12 protein-coding genes and 1 pseudogene are annotated in these 14,190 nt (G+C 59.6%); 6 read left to right on the top strand and 7 right to left on the bottom strand.

Features of this window, described 5'->3' with window-relative positions; translation table 11 throughout:
* The first annotated feature begins 138 nt into the window (after positions 1-138).
* Positions 139-423 (top strand): DUF4242 domain-containing protein, encoded by a 285-nt coding sequence (locus VR71_RS12020; protein WP_009819858.1) that lies wholly within the window; start codon positions 139-141, stop codon positions 421-423.
* Positions 424-503: 80 nt separating this feature from the next.
* Here VR71_RS12020 and VR71_RS12025 read toward each other — a convergent pair whose 3' ends face one another.
* Complete coding sequence (locus tag VR71_RS12025; protein WP_009819859.1) at positions 504-725, bottom strand: hypothetical protein; 222 nt, start codon at positions 723-725, stop codon at positions 504-506.
* A 332-nt stretch (positions 726-1,057) separates the two neighbouring features.
* Here VR71_RS12025 and VR71_RS12030 point away from each other — a divergent pair, with 332 nt between their 5' ends.
* Together VR71_RS12030 and VR71_RS12035 are read left to right on the top strand one after the other, a co-directional pair.
* Positions 1,058-1,564, top strand: a complete 507-nt coding sequence (locus VR71_RS12030) for an SMC-Scp complex subunit ScpB (RefSeq protein ID WP_296430302.1) — start codon at positions 1,058-1,060, stop codon at positions 1,562-1,564.
* Positions 1,565-1,861: 297 nt separating this feature from the next.
* Positions 1,862-2,899, top strand: coding sequence for a TRAP transporter substrate-binding protein (locus VR71_RS12035; protein ID WP_045684285.1), 1,038 nt, complete (start codon positions 1,862-1,864; stop codon positions 2,897-2,899).
* Positions 2,900-2,904: 5 nt separating this feature from the next.
* On the opposite strand, the gene VR71_RS12040 is transcribed toward VR71_RS12035, so the two are convergent.
* Complete coding sequence (locus tag VR71_RS12040) at positions 2,905-4,146, bottom strand: winged helix-turn-helix domain-containing protein (RefSeq protein WP_045684193.1); 1,242 nt, start codon at positions 4,144-4,146, stop codon at positions 2,905-2,907.
* Positions 4,147-4,280: 134 nt separating this feature from the next.
* Between VR71_RS12040 and VR71_RS12045 the strand changes: the two genes are divergently transcribed.
* Both VR71_RS12045 and VR71_RS24950 read left to right on the top strand, forming a co-directional pair.
* Complete coding sequence (locus VR71_RS12045; protein WP_296430304.1) at positions 4,281-4,784, top strand: DUF6647 family protein; 504 nt, start codon at positions 4,281-4,283, stop codon at positions 4,782-4,784.
* A 441-nt stretch (positions 4,785-5,225) separates the two neighbouring features.
* Positions 5,226-6,299, top strand: coding sequence for a Hint domain-containing protein (locus tag VR71_RS24950; RefSeq protein ID WP_296430307.1), 1,074 nt, complete (start codon positions 5,226-5,228; stop codon positions 6,297-6,299).
* A gap of 361 nt (positions 6,300-6,660) precedes the next feature.
* Here the strand turns inward: VR71_RS24950 and VR71_RS12055 are convergent, their stop codons facing one another.
* A complete protein-coding gene (locus tag VR71_RS12055; protein WP_296430309.1) occupies positions 6,661-7,197 on the bottom strand; it encodes a DUF6647 family protein in 537 nt (178 codons plus the stop codon).
* Positions 7,198-7,309: 112 nt separating this feature from the next.
* Here VR71_RS12055 and VR71_RS12060 point away from each other — a divergent pair, with 112 nt between their 5' ends.
* Positions 7,310-8,221: a LysR substrate-binding domain-containing protein gene (locus VR71_RS12060; RefSeq protein ID WP_045684197.1), complete on the top strand. Its 912-nt coding sequence runs from the start codon at positions 7,310-7,312 to the stop codon at positions 8,219-8,221.
* 510 nt (positions 8,222-8,731) lie between these two features.
* Here the strand turns inward: VR71_RS12060 and VR71_RS24955 are convergent.
* The 4 genes and pseudogenes from VR71_RS24955 to VR71_RS12080 all read right to left on the bottom strand — a co-directional run.
* Positions 8,732-9,542, bottom strand: a pseudogene (locus VR71_RS24955) (transposase); the annotation flags it as partial.
* Between the two features lie 105 nt (positions 9,543-9,647).
* A complete protein-coding gene (locus tag VR71_RS12070) occupies positions 9,648-10,073 on the bottom strand; it encodes a hypothetical protein (RefSeq protein ID WP_296430310.1) in 426 nt (141 codons plus the stop codon).
* 135 nt (positions 10,074-10,208) lie between these two features.
* On the bottom strand, positions 10,209-12,587 hold the full coding sequence (locus VR71_RS12075; RefSeq protein WP_045684203.1) for a YbcC family protein: 2,379 nt from the start codon (positions 12,585-12,587) through the stop codon (positions 10,209-10,211).
* A 22-nt stretch (positions 12,588-12,609) separates the two neighbouring features.
* The gene (locus VR71_RS12080; RefSeq protein WP_296430312.1) at positions 12,610-14,163 is read right to left on the bottom strand and encodes a proton-conducting transporter membrane subunit; all 1,554 of its coding nucleotides are present in this window, start codon (positions 14,161-14,163) and stop codon (positions 12,610-12,612) included.
* Positions 14,164-14,190 lie beyond the last annotated feature (27 nt).

The following is a 14,190-nucleotide window of genomic DNA, read 5'->3' on the forward strand; positions in this document are numbered from 1 at the left end:
ATAAAGTTTATCTTTACCCCGATAAATTCACAAGGCTGCTGCTAAAGCCTGCCTTCATCATACTAAAGAACATTTGGTTATGAGTTCCCGCGGCGCAGGCCTAACCTGTCGCCACGGCATCCCAAGGAGGACACGAACATGGCCATTCTCAAACGTTTCATGATCGAACGCGACATCCCCGGCATCGGGAATTTTTCAGTGACCGAACTCTGCGGCGCCGCGCGAGCCTCCAATCAGGCGCTCAGCAACATCGGGTCTGCAATCCAGTGGCAGCACAGTTATGTGGCTGGCAACAAGACCTTTTGTGTCTATCTTGCGGATGGCGAGGACTCGATCCGCAAACATGCCGAACTGAGCGGCATCCCGATTTCGCGGATCACTGAAGTGCCACAAATCATTGACCCGCTGACCGCCAACAACTGAGACGCTCGGCAGGCGGGGCGACCCGCCTGCCGGTCCGACAATGTGACCAAACTCACATTCAGAGAAGCGAGGCTACGAGATCAGTCCGGCAACCCTGCCGACCTGAGTGCGGCGATGACTTTGCCGCGGAAGGCAGGATCAACGAATGGCAAGGCATTGAGGAAATGCGACGTCCGCGCATCGGGACGATGGTCGCGCAAAACAGCCATCCAGTGGGCGGCGCGGGACCTGTGCCCCGCCAACTCACAGGCGATCACGGCACCCATGACCACGATGAAGTGGGCGTTGTTGGTTTGTGTCATTGTTCCCTAATTGATCAGAATCTTGCCTGAAATTTTCGTTTGTTTTCAGTCACGAGTTGTACCTTTATTTCTCATACTGTACCCCTGTTTCCAATATTGCACCCTTAACTGCCATACCGTTCGACCTGTGGATAACATCGACTGGCCGTTGAAAAAGGCGGACCTAGTTGGCCTCGTTTTGTGGGCAGATCGTCTATAGCTGCCGCCCGTCTTAGGCTGTGGAATTATTGCTATTAAGGGTACAGAAAGTGCAAAAACGGGCCTGAATCCGTAGAATCCGGTTTATTAGGGTACAGTGGCACCTGCCGCCGGAACTACGCTGGCGGGAATGGATGCGCCGGATCGAAGCGGTGCTCTTTGCCTCGGTCTCGCCCGTGTCGCGCGAGGATCTGGCGCGGGTTGTTGGGCAGGGGACCTCGGTCGATCTTCTGGTGGAAGACCTCGTCTCGGATCTGGACGGCCGGGCGTTCGAGATCGCCCAAGTGGCGGGTGGGTGGATGTTTCGGACCCGACCCGCCTACGCGCCCGCGATCCGCGCTGCGGCGGATGTCGGCGACCAGCTACTCGACCTGAGCGAATTCGACGTCGCGGTGTTGGCCGCTGTCGCCTACCACCAGCCTATCACCCGCGACGGGCTGAAGGACATCTTCGGCAAGGAGATCAGCCGCGATCTGATCGGACGGCTGCATGCGCGAGGGCTGATTGGAACAGGGCCACGGTTCCCTCGACGTGGTGCGCCCTACACCTTCGTGACCACGGAGCAGTTTCTCGTCGCCGTAGATCTGGAAAACGTGCGCGAACTTCCGGACCGGGAACAGTTGGAGGATGCGGCGTTGTAGGCGAGCCGCAACAAGTAAGCATCGGATGACGAAGTACCGATGTCGGCAGACCTTAAAGCTTTGCAAAGGAATCGTTTTTTGACCCTTAGTTCCGGTCTTGCCGATCTTCGCTGCCGATGTTGCATGTGATGTCAGACGCTGTCTTTAGGAGCTATCGTTCCACTCGTCATGCAACAGTCCCAATCAGCCATAGTGAGACTCAGATCCGAAAGTTAATACCCAGCTTTCTCTTCTTCATGCTATTGTCAGACGACAGTGAGGTCTTCTTTGCCATCGAAGCAATTTAAGGACATCTTGATGCCGTCGTTCCGGATTACACTTCTGGCCACGTTAATCCTTGCAGGCTCACTTTCGGCAAAACCGGCAACGGGTCAGGAAAAAACGCTGAACTGGCGAATGAATAGTCTGCTTCACCCGAAGCTGTTCGGTGAGTCCGGAACTTATTTCGCGGAGAAGGTCAAGCAGTTGTCTGGCGGAAGCCTCGTCATTGAAGTGCATGATCGGATGGTGCTCGATCAGAACACGTTCGGCGCCCTCGAGTCCGGTCTCGTTGATGCGGTTTGGGGGACTGCTGGGCATCACCATCGCGAGGACCCTGCGCTAACAATCTTTGGCGGTTTCCCTTTCGGCCCCGATCCAGCGGGATTCACCGCATGGATGAAGGAAGGCGGCGGCGCGGCAGCGCTGGATGCAATTTATGCCCGTCACGGTCTCAAGAGCCTGTATTGCGGCTCCCTGCCTGCCGAAGGCGGTGGGTGGTTCACAACGCCGATGGCTGGGCCCGACGATCTCAACGGGCTGGCTATGCGCAGCTTCGGCTACGGTGCGCGCGTCTTGCGTAAGTTGGGCGCAATTGCTTACGAACTGCCAGCAGGGGAAATCCGTCCGGCGTTCGAGGCAGGTCTTATCTTCGCGGCCGAGTTCTCGCTACCCTCAATCGATTCAGAGCTAGGGATCGCTGATGTAACAGGGCACCTTTACTTTCCCGGATGGCAGCAGCCTGCTACCCCGCTTGAGATTCTCGTGGTCGAGCGCTCTTGGGCTGCGCTCTCGGATCAGCACAGGACAGCTATCACTGCGGCGTGCAATGAGACGATTGCGTGGACAGCCTCTGTTGCAGTCATGGAGCAGATCAATGCATTGGCGCGGTTCCGCGCTGCGGGCGTTGAGCTGCATTCATGGCCAAAGGATACCCTTGTCGCGCTACGTCAAGCCTGGGAGGAGGTGATTGCCGAAGACACGTCGCGCGATCCCCTTCTTGCTATTGCATGGCAGGAGTATCTTGTGTTTCAAGAGGGCTACAGCGACTGGCAAAAGCGCGCCTATGTCGACTGACAGATTCAGTCTGGAACCCCGGCCATCCTGAGCCCGTCCAAAACAACATTAAGACCCGCTTTGTCAGCAAAGCCGGTCAGGGAATGGCTGATGTCCGCTAAATCCTGTATAGGCCGGCCCCTCTGCGCAATGCGAACGACCATGGTCGCGTCTTCGACGTGCCCCGCATGAGCCAGACTTGCCGCCAGCAGCCAGCCCGGCCACCATCGCGCGCTGACAAAGGTTCCCGCACCATGCAGCGGTCCGAATTCCTCAACCGCACGCGAAGGTTCGCCGACAAGCAGATAGCTTAGTCCCGCAATCTCTCGGTACCAATCGGGCTCTGTCAGGTCGCCCTGTCGCGCCTGCTCGATGGTGTGAACCGCTTCTTTGGCGCGACCAGTCAGCACAAGAACTCGCGCCAATACGGCCAGGTTGTCGGCGTCCTTGGGGTCCAATGCCACCGCCGCCCGCGCATTTGCAAGTGCATCCACCGGTGAGCGCATCTCTGGAAACGGGGCCAAAAGGCGCATTTCCGCGAGCAATCGGTGCGAACGAGCGCTGCCGCCGATGGCAATGGCACGCCCCACCATATCAACCGCTTGCTTCATTTCGCGCCTTCCGCCGCCCCAAGCCACATGTCGGACCTCAAGCCAATACGTCAGACCAAGGCTCGCCCATGCGTCCGCATTATCTGGGTTCTCCCTAAGTACCGCCTCCAGTAGCACGCGCGCCTCGTCATTGTTCTCGCGTTTGCGCCAGTCGCGCGCGTCAAGCAATGCTTCGGCCCGCCCCTCGGCCGGTATCGACACGTCTTCCGTGACGGCCGTAGTTACCTCTACGGGCTTGGGCGCCAGCGACCAGAGTCCGGTAGAAACCACGAGGATGGCTGCGACCCGGCCTACGGCCAGAAATTGCCAAGGTCTGCCCCGCATCTTAAGCGGACATTCGGGGATTGCATGCTCGTCCAGCAGTACATAGCCGCGCCGCGGCACAGTGCGCAGCAAACCTGCACCCTCTGCCCCAAGCGCCCGTCGCACGTCGCTGACACATTGCGCGAGAGAATCGTCTGACACGAAGACATTCGGCCACACTTCGCGAACCAGATCATCCTTGCTGACCAGCTTGCCGCGTCGGTCCAGCAAGACCTCAAGCAGGCGGTATGACTTCGGGCGCAGGAACCGCTCGTCTCCCCGAGAGTCCTCCAAGCACCCGCGCGCCCGGTTTAGGACGAACCCTCCAAAGCGAATGGTCGTTGACGTGTTCATGTGGAGGCTCCAGAGCGCTCAATTATGAATTATAGCACAATTTCAGGGTTCTTTCAGCGCAGTTTCATGACTCACGTCCTTTTTTGCAGGAGCTGTGGCCCTAGTCAGTCCACGGCCATATATGGAGGACCACCATGAAAATTCTATGCAAAGGCCCCGCCGTCCTCGCTCTGTGCGTCGCCGTTGCAGGATCAGCAACTGCCGCATCGCCGCGCGATGCACCGTCCGTGCTTGACACTTTGATGCTGTGGCTTGCCACCAATTTCGATCTCGCGGTCTCGACGAAACCACCCGTCCTTATTACCGTGCCTGACGCTGAATTGGTCGAGATGCGTTACGGTGTTGAAACAGTCTTACGCCCTGGGGACGTTGTAGCCCTCTATGACCACCCTGCCCGCACGATCTACCTTTCCGATAGCTGGACTGGTAACACCCCTGCCGATCTTTCCGTCCTCGTGCATGAAATGGTGCACCACCTCCAGGCGGTCGGCGACATGCGCTTTGCCTGCCCGGCTGAACGCGAAGTTGTTGCCTACCGCGCCCAAGAGGCGTGGCTCGGCCTCTTCGGCGAGAGCCTGGAAACCTCATTCGGCATAAGCGCAGCCACTATTTTGGTCGGAACCGTGTGTACCCATTGATTGATCTGAGGAAGTCGACCAGACTTTTGAAGTCATTGAAGAACCGAAGGCCGACGGCTTGCCGTACTTCTGGTCGAACAGAGCGCGGCACTCGCGCTCGATGGCGCCGATCTTGCAGCGGTGCTGACCAATGGCACCGTTGCGGCAGCGGGCAAGCCCGATTCCTTGCAAATGATACGGTCTACGAGACGCATACCTGATGGATTGAGCGATGGATATACTCTTGCAGCAGCTGATCAGTTCTCTCAGCCACGGGGGCATCAACCCTATCTAAAGTTCTGCGCGATGTATTGAATGGCCGCTTCGTTGCTGCAAGTCCGCGACTCCCAGAGACTTTGCCCCATGTTCACCTGAATTTAACGTCTTATTGCCCTGATTTCACCGAATATTGTGGTCAATTTGTTGCGAAGGCAGAGCAATGATCCAGAACGGGCAAGCACCATGACAACCCTAAGCTTCTATGCGCGCGGCGATGGTTCGAGCGCAAACAACGCGGCGCTGAATGTCGAAAATACGTCACAGCAGCCTACCACGCTCATCACGTTCGATAGCGGACTCACGGGTGATGTTGTGCTTGAGGCAAATGGTGGGGGCATCGATCCTGACACCACTGTGATCATCAACGGCACGTCCTACAATTTCATTGTGGAACAGACGGGCACGTTGCCCTTTGATAATGGCAAGGTACCGAACCCTTTGGAAGGAAGCCAGATCACTGTGATTTCTGTCATCATAAACGGCAGTAACGAACGGTTTTTCTTTGTCACCGATGGCTCGGGCACGATGGCCCTGATGAACCAGTTCGGAAATGGTGCGATTGCATTGACCACTGTGGACACATCGCCGACAGAGGTGTTCATCTGCTACGCCGAGGGCACTGATATCCTGACCCTGACAGGCCACAAGAAGGTTGAAAGCCTGCAGCCCGGCGACTACGTGATGACTTTGGACAATGGCTCGCAGGAAATTCTCTGGACACGCGTGAATAAACAACCGCTGGAAGAGGTCGAGCCAGATGCCAAACCAGTGCTGATCAAGGCAGGTTCACTTGGCCCCGGCCGTCCCGCGTATGACCTGATCGTGTCGCCACAGCACCGCATACTGGTCGGCGGACAGGGCCAGATCGACGGCCCATTCGCACACGAGATTTTTGTCCCCGCCAAGGCGCTGACTGGCCTGCCCGGCATTCGGTTCATGGCAGGCAAACGCACCATCACCTGGGTGCATTTCGCCTGTGCGCGCCACGAAGTTGTAATGGCCAACGGCTGCATGTCGGAATCGTTGCTGCTGGGGCCGATGGTGGTGCAGGGTCTAAACGCCATGGAAAAAGCGCAGTTAGCTGCCCTGTTCGGGACAGACCATCCATCCGACGCCGCCCTGAACGGTCCAGCAGCGCGTGACTGCCTGACCCGGCGCGATGTGCGCGATGCCCTGCACGCTGTCCAGCGTGCGTTGACCCTCGCCCTGGCGACCCGGCGCCGCAGGCCGGCGACACGCAGCAGCACCGCATTCTAGTCGTTAGTAGTGGCCAGTTTATGGACTATTTTGACGCCGAGGCTTTTGTTTCTCGAGCGCTGTGCTGCCGCAAGGCAGTTTGGAGCCCAAACTGACTTTGGCGCGCCCGCGAGCATTCGTCTACTCGGCGAAGAGCATCGTTTGCGAACGACCCGGTGTTGGAATTTGTGATCGCCTCAAGCGCTTTAAACGTGCGTCGCAAAGAGAACTCATGTGCAAGTTTAGTTTGGGATCAGATCATGGCGACCCGGAATGCGCTCGACTTTTGGAGCGGAAAACAATGGCCGAGACTGCTTGGCCCGAAATTCCCCATCCTTGCATTAGAGCGCGACGCAGGTCCTTCTCTGCGCCATCCGGCCGTTCATTCTGGATGGAAGTCCCGCGGAGTGCATCCGGCGTCGAGAACTACGGCCACCCAGTTCACATCAAGGGAATGGCCATGGTCCGAAAGCCACTGCTCTTGCAGCCGGTAGGCCGGCAACTCCTGTGCGGCCGGGCAATACCAGTGATGCGGCGCCTGCCGGTGATGAGTGAGTTCGTGCAGCAAGACGGCAACATCCACTGCCTTGCGCGGGTCCCAGGGGCGCACCAACAGGATCTCGGAGCGGTCCGGGTCATAGAGACCCCGAAGACTACCATGCTGAAAACTTCCCGTTGCACCCTGCCTTGCCGCCGCCTGCCACTTGTTAACGAGGCGAACGCGTGGGACTATATGGCGCCGCGGCCAGGGGGACTGCTCATCGAGCCATGCATCGAGCGAGTAGACGAGTGTGGTCATGCTGTCCGCGTGTAGCAACCAGGTAACCGACGAACCCGGTTCATTCTCGGCGCGCGGCTGCGTCGGGCAAAGGGCTATCAGGGCCGTGGCGAGTGCCACGGCGAAAATGGAGCGGAGCATCATTCCCTCCTTTGCTTGATTTTGAGAATCTGTAGTCTCATGCTACCCTGTGTTTGTTACGAGACCGAACGATCACTTTTCAGCCACGCGTTAGCTCAGTTCAGGCAGAGAGATGGGACGCAAGCTTCCTCCCTTCGCAGCCGTCCGCGCCTTCGAGGCCACCGCACGGCATATGTCGGTCAAGGCCGCCGCGGTCGAGTTGTGCCTGACGCCCTCGGCCGTCAGCCACCAGATAAAGGCTCTGGAGGGTTTCCTCGACACGCAGCTTTTCGAGCGTTGGGGCAACCGTATCGCGTTCACCCTCACGGGCGAGGCCTATGCCGGAAAGCTCACCAACCTGCTGGACGCGCTCATAGAAGAGACAGAGGCCGTGCGCGCGGCGCCACAACCCGTGCGCGTTCTCTCGACGCCGGGCTTTGCGGCGCGCTGGCTGGTGCCTCGCCTGCCCAAGCTTGAATTTGCCAGTGACATCCGGCTACGGGTCTCGAACGGCGCGCCGTCGCTCGACTTCGCGACCAACGACGCGGACGTCGTGATCCAGTGGTCTGACCGCCCGACGCCCGGCTTGCGCGTCGCGCCGCTAATGGCCTCGTCCCGGTATCCGGTCATCTCTCCGGCATTGCGGGAGCGTGAGGACGTGCAGCACCCAGAGGATCTGCTGCGCCTCACGCTCTTCTACGACCAGACGGACGATGCCTGGCACGAATGGTTTGCCGCAGCGGGCCTTGCAGGCGCTGACCTGCCGCCCGGGCCAACGTACCCAAATTGCGAGCTTGCGACGACCATGGTCGAGCAGCATCAGGGCGTGTCACTGGCTTACGATGCCATGGTCCGCCGCACAATCGTTTCAGGGCGTTTACAGCGACTCTTCGACGTGACAACGTCTCCTATGGCGATCTACGCGATCGCCTGTCCCGAAGCACGCGCGGATGACGCGAGGATCGCCGCATTTCGAAACTGGTTGCGCGCGGAAGCCGCGGCAGAGGGGGTCATGCCTGAGCAACTGCACTCAGCCGCCGAGTGACTGCGCCAGAAGCGGTCCCCCGACAGGCGCAACCTCGACCGAGCTGTCGCAGCAAGAGGCAGGAAAGTCCCGCACTGCGGTCATCTACCCCGTGAAAATGCTGTGCAGTGCACGAACGGCCAGTTTGGTGAAGCCGCACAGCAGCGCAGACCTCTGCCTCCAACGGCGGCTCTGGTGAAGGTGTTCTGGTGCGGGTCGCAGCGGAACGCTGCGCATTGGTGCGACCACGACCCTCCTTGGAAAACCTCCCAAGGAGGAAGCCGCGGGGGTCTTGGATCGACCTATGGGGAAAGTGTGCAGACGTCGGGGCACCGCCTGTATCAGTGGCACGGCTGATGGTGTGCGTGGTGCCTGAGACGGGCGCGAACGAGTTCGATGCTCCAAACATAGCTGATTGTTCTGGAGTGACTGCTGCCGTGCGTTGCGCCGAATGAACATGGGCACAGCCTGTCGTCACCGGGTCTGCGGGGCGCAGCCGCTGGCGTTGTCTGGCATCTGACAGGCGGTGTGTCATGCGGCCTGCTCCTGTGGCGGCGCGCGCGACATTGGTTTTTGCCCGCGGCCGAAGATCTCGATGACGCGCATGGGGCCACAGCAACAGGGGCATGGTTCGCGCAGGGTGAATGGGATGATGTCGGCTTCGGGTTCCGACGCGGTGACCCTTGCCCGGGCACTGGACGCAGAGCAAGGCGCAGATCTTTGTGATGTTGGCCCTGCGGGTCGCGCTTGCCAGCAGACCATCGTGCCGGATGCGGTGGAAGCCGTCAGGCAGGGCTTGGATCAGGAAGCGGCGAATAAACTCCGGCGTGGCCAGCCGCATCACCTTTTGCCGGTCGCCAGATTTGATGCGGTAATCCTTCCAGTGGAAAGCGACGGTCTGGGCATCGGCACTGACTAAGCGCGCATTCGAGATCGCGACCCGGTGGGTGTATCGGCTCAGGTCAGCCAGCACCGCCTCCGGGCCGCCGAACGGTGGCTTGGCGTAGACTACCCATTCGGATTTGCAGAATGGGGCGAGCCAGGTAGCGAACGCCTTTGCTTCTGACAAACTGGCGAGATCGCCGAAGAAGGTGAGCTGGCCTGCGCGGTGCAAATCCATCAGCCCTTCCAGAAACAAGCGTCGGAACAGCCGCGATAGCACCCGCACATGCAGGAAGAACCCCGGGCGGCAGGCGACCCACCTGGCGCCGTCTGGCGACAGGCCGCCGCCGGGGACGATCATGTGGAGATGCGGATGATAGGTCAGCGCGGATCCCCAAGTATGAAGGACACTGGTCATGCCCACCTGTGCGCCCATGCACTTGGGGTCGGCCGCGATGGTCGTTGCCTTCTTAGTGCTTATCACGGGTGGGCTTAACGCTATTCCCATTGCGGAACTGGAGCCTTCCACAGGTCACCGCAGGTAACCTCATGCGAGGTCGTGTGGCTAGTCGACGTTCAATTCGAAATGCACCGGAAAGCGGTCTCCCTCTTTGGTGATCAGAAAGAATAGACCGCGGTCTTTCAGGAAGATACCGCAGCGGTTGGTGTTGCTTTTAAAATCGACGCAGACTTTGCCATCCGGATTAACCTCAAAAACCCCTAAGACTGTTTGAGAATGCTCCTCATATTTGAAAGCATGGGTTCCATCCTTGAAATGCGTGGACTGTCCCAATGCTGGATTGGTCAAGGATTGGCCAGACGTGAGCTTATTGACTTGGTCATAGTTCAGAGTGCCTTGAGAAATGGGCAGCCCGCCATATTGAGCCATCGCGCACGTTGTCAACGCTACAAAATAAAGCAGCCCAGCTATGCAAGTCCGGTACATGAACTCTGCATTCTCTCCGATTGAATTATACCGGAACATGGTCATCACGACTCGCTTTCAAGTTTATTTTACCCTTGGTTTTGTGCGCCGTCTCGTGCGATTTCGACATCTCGATCTGGATCACGCCCGCGTTGCTGATCTTTTCCCACAGGCATGGAGTGGTTTCCGTTGGAGGGAATGTCATGTCGCCTCGACAGGATTCTGCATCTTGATCCACGTCAAGCCGGTTTGGTAGCGCGCTGCGACATGGCCATTATCAAGCACGAAAAGATGCAACCAGCCATTGTCAAAAAGGGCACGCACCTGTGGGTGACGGTCCAAAATATCGATGATCGCCTCTTTCGGCGCTTCGATCATCACAGACAAGCGCAGCGGGTCATGCATGATCTTGTCACCGTCGTGGATCGTCTGCCAAGGCTGGCCCGGACGCAAGATGCCTCCATTACCTTGCAGCACTCCGATACCGCCGACAACATTGTGGATCAGTTTGTTGCCACCCCCAAATGCCGAAGACGCCACGGCGGAGCCATAGTATTGCAAGTTGATCCAGCTTGCGACGACGACTGGTGCAGTCATAATCAATTCAAGTGTGGAAAAATCCTTATCGGCCTTCCAGTCGTAATTGTGCAGAAAAGTGCGCCCCTGAAAGTCAGACCCCGATGTGACGCCACGCGATGCCGCAATAAATCCCGCACAGCCCGCCAGGCCCCATTCGGGGCGCACCTCTGCCCAGTTCAACGCACGGGCAGCAATCGTCTGTGGCGTGGCCCCCGGCAGGCGCAAGGCACGCTCTTTCCGTGCCATGACGCCAGCCGCCTTCAGCCATTTCTGCGCCTGCGCGATATCTGCACCGTGATCTGTTTCGGTCCCGTCAAGATAGAGGGTGATATCATCCGTCACGGTATCATGCAGCCCGGCCATGAACAGCGTGTCATTTTGCAATTCAAGGCCACGTTCGGACAGGCCCCTGCGAGTTTCCGGATCATTGAGCAGCGTCGCCAAAACCCGCGCCGACACTTCCCCGGTCTGACCACAGCAGGCCCCGCAATGATAGGCGCTTTCATGGGGATTGTTGGTCATCTGTGCCCCGTGGCCAAGCAGCAGCACAAGTCGCGCATGACCCGTGGTCAGGCTCATCGCACGTAAAACCGCCGCAGCGGTATCGGCCTTTTGCGCCGCTGTCAGCCCGCCGACGACATGCGGCGCAAGCGCAGGCGTCAGACCCTTAGCCCCGAGCCCCAGAGCATCCTTGACCAGTTGCCACCCATATAAAGGCCCTGCCGCTTCGACAAAAGCGAAGGACGACACCGCTGCCTGCCGGAACCGACCCCAGGCACGTGTGGCGCGGGCGGCGATACGGAACTCGTCTTCGGTCGCGGCGTCGCCATGGCTTGAGGTGGTAATCGCTGGGGTAAGCAGTGCTGGCAGATGGGCCCGCGCCAGATCAGTGCCCTGCACCTTGTGCGCCAATGGCAGGCCAAAGAAACCCGCAAAACCGATGGTCTCGATCTCAGGGCTCTGCGCCTCGAACGCGCGGCGAAACACCTCGGAGCGCACGTCGATGCAAAAGGCCGCCTGCACGGCGGACCGTTCGATGACTCGTTTGGGCTTGGCGAGCATCCCGGACAGCTGCCGTTGATACGCACGTTCCGCCGCATCCTGAAGGATCGCGTCGAGAACCTGATCCGCAGTCGGGGCAATCGGCGCGGCATGGGCAGCGACCGTCCTATGCCACTCATCCGCTAGTTCGGGGAAATGCGCCAGCAGGGCTTCGTCCCAGATCAAACGGATCGCCAGCAGGTCCGTCAGCGTCTCGTCCAAACCGCCCGCCATCTCGGCTTGCCACGACAGCCAGCGTGCGTGTTGCGACCAGCCGCCAAGATCCATCAACAGCCGGTGGAACGCCGTCTCTGCCGCATCCTCCGTCAAATCAAGTGCGGTGGCTGCCCGAAGGACGGCACACTCCGATGTGTCAGGCGCTGCCGCCACATGGGCGCAAAAGCAGCTCAACCCGGCGATCTCGGGTGTCATGTCATGCGTAGCCCAAGCCCGCCAGGCCGCAAAGGCACCCAAAGCAGGTGCGGGCGTCCAGAACGCCTGCCCCCGGTCGAAATGCCCTGCAGCCCAGAGCCCGAAGCTGCGCGAGATCACGGCAGGCCAATCGGTTCCGGTCACTTTTGCTGCAAGGTCGGCGACTGTCGGCAGGGCCTGCTGTGCCGGACTTTCGGTCGCCAATTTGGCCTTCAACAACGCCAGATCAACGGGCTTGACGGGCGATGTGCTAAACCAAAGTGCTGCAGCAAGATCATCATCGGTGATGACGCCTGCCTTGACCTTGGCCGCCAGTTCAGTGCGCGCCGCGGTTAGCCGTACTCCCGCCACCCGCGCCAATCGTGCGGCTGCATGGGGCAAATCCTCGTTTAACTGGCCGAGAAACGGATTGACAGCAACAGTGCCATCCAAAGGGAACGCCGGCGGGATAGCGCGCGCCGAAGCTGCGGCCCTCTTAAGAACGTGCAACACGGACGCGGGTTCGATTTCGCTGTGTTTCAAAAACATGTTATTAGTTTCCTCGATGAAATCAATTTGACTTGCCGGTTTTCAGACCGCCGATAGCGCGGTCAAGCAGTGCGTTTAGATAAAGTCCGTTTGCGATATGCACGCGCAGACCCGCCGTTGCCGGGTGATGTGCCCAGAGCGGGAACAGCGCCTGCGCCACGGCGACAAGCCCGAAGGAGGCCACTGCCAGCACGATCATTGCCCATTCCAGCGGCCCTGGCACGGGTGCTGCAGGCAGGTGCGGCCCCCAGAGCAGCTTGGCCAAGGTCTGAAAGAAGAAATAGGCGACAGCCGCGCCAAGCGAGGCGCGCGCCGTGCGCAGGGTGAGCGCGCGCGGGGCCGCATCTGCCAACCCTTGGGCCACCAGATAGGCCACGCCGAAGATCAGGATGGCACCGAGTGCAAGGGACTGCGCGGATTTCGGGCCAACCGCCCAACCAAAGCCAAGCGCCACCACGGCATAGAGTAGCAGTGCCAGAGCGAAAGACCGCCCCACCGCGCGCAGGTTTGGAACGGCGATTGCACCAGGAAGTCGAACTTGCACCACCGCCTGAACGGCGCACCCGGACGCGAGAAAAGCATGCGCCTTGTAAATCGAGTGGGCCACGATATGCAGCAGCGCCAATGGCCATAGCCCTAGGCCGCATTGCAGCAGCATGAAGCCCATCTGCGCCACAGTCGACCAAGCCAGCGCGGTCTTGACAGCGCTTTGCGTCAGCATGACCGCGCTGCCAAACAACGCCGTGAAGCCGCCCAGTAGGACTAGGGCGGCCATCGCACCGGGGCTGGCTTCAACTAGGCCGGAAGTGACGATCAACAGCACGCCACCCGCGTTGATGATGCCCGCATGTAGCAGCGCCGAGACAGGGGTGGGCGCTTCCATAACCTCCGTCAGCCAGCCATGCAGCGGAAAGCAGGCAGTTTTGAACGCGGCGCTAAGCACCAACAGCGCCACTGCAATTTGCGCCACTATGGGCAGACCACCCGCCGCTGCCTCATTCAGTGCAGCAACGTTCAATGTACCAAAGGCCGATACCAGCAGCAGCGCCGCCAAGATCAGCGCCACGTCTCCCGCGCCCCAGACCAGTGTGAACTTGGCCGCAGCACGCCGCGCCTCAGGCCGTTCGGAGTAGAAAAGCAGCAGTTGCCGCATCACAAGACCGACGGCGACGAAGGCTGCTATCAGAACCACCATGCTGCCCGCCTGCACAAGGGTCAGGACCGCCGCCAGCGCCACAAGCATCCAGCCATGAAACGCGCCTTCGCGTGCCTCACCATCAAGGTAGGTGCGGGAGTACCGCACCACGACCCAGCCCACAAATGCTACGAGCACTGCCATTGTGGCGCTGATCGCATCCAGACGCAGCAGGACTAGACCGTTGGCCATCGCGAGGCTCAGGGATCCAGCGGCAAAGAGTTGCAAAAGATTTGCGCCCGCAATCCCAAGAGCAACAAGCGTCGCCGCCTCCGCAACGCGCGGCAGGTGCCCCGGGCGGCGGCCCGGCCGGGCGATAAACAGCAAGGCCGTCAACAGAACCGCAAGCGGCATAAGGAGCGAAAATATCGGCAGAAACATCTGACTGATCTCCTGTGCAAATCGTTT

It is taken from the genome of Roseovarius sp. BRH_c41, from assembly GCF_000961715.1.
Classification (GTDB): Bacteria; Pseudomonadota; Alphaproteobacteria; order Rhodobacterales; family Rhodobacteraceae; genus Roseovarius.

What these genes read in the sequence shown, in the direction of transcription:
- VR71_RS12020 (WP_009819858.1), top strand. Translation starts at nt 139, where the DNA reads ATGGCCATTCTCAAACGTTTCATGATCGAACGCGACATCCCCGGCATC.
- VR71_RS12025 (WP_009819859.1), bottom strand. Translation starts at nt 725, where the DNA reads ATGACACAAACCAACAACGCCCACTTCATCGTGGTCATGGGTGCCGTG.
- VR71_RS12030 (WP_296430302.1), top strand. Translation starts at nt 1,058, where the DNA reads ATGCGCCGGATCGAAGCGGTGCTCTTTGCCTCGGTCTCGCCCGTGTCG.
- VR71_RS12035 (WP_045684285.1), top strand. Translation starts at nt 1,862, where the DNA reads ATGCCGTCGTTCCGGATTACACTTCTGGCCACGTTAATCCTTGCAGGC.
- VR71_RS12040 (WP_045684193.1), bottom strand. Translation starts at nt 4,146, where the DNA reads ATGAACACGTCAACGACCATTCGCTTTGGAGGGTTCGTCCTAAACCGG.
- VR71_RS12045 (WP_296430304.1), top strand. Translation starts at nt 4,281, where the DNA reads ATGAAAATTCTATGCAAAGGCCCCGCCGTCCTCGCTCTGTGCGTCGCC.
- VR71_RS24950 (WP_296430307.1), top strand. Translation starts at nt 5,226, where the DNA reads ATGACAACCCTAAGCTTCTATGCGCGCGGCGATGGTTCGAGCGCAAAC.
- VR71_RS12055 (WP_296430309.1), bottom strand. Translation starts at nt 7,197, where the DNA reads ATGCTCCGCTCCATTTTCGCCGTGGCACTCGCCACGGCCCTGATAGCC.
- VR71_RS12060 (WP_045684197.1), top strand. Translation starts at nt 7,310, where the DNA reads ATGGGACGCAAGCTTCCTCCCTTCGCAGCCGTCCGCGCCTTCGAGGCC.
- VR71_RS12070 (WP_296430310.1), bottom strand. Translation starts at nt 10,073, where the DNA reads ATGACCATGTTCCGGTATAATTCAATCGGAGAGAATGCAGAGTTCATG.
- VR71_RS12075 (WP_045684203.1), bottom strand. Translation starts at nt 12,587, where the DNA reads ATGTTTTTGAAACACAGCGAAATCGAACCCGCGTCCGTGTTGCACGTT.
- VR71_RS12080 (WP_296430312.1), bottom strand. Translation starts at nt 14,163, where the DNA reads ATGTTTCTGCCGATATTTTCGCTCCTTATGCCGCTTGCGGTTCTGTTG.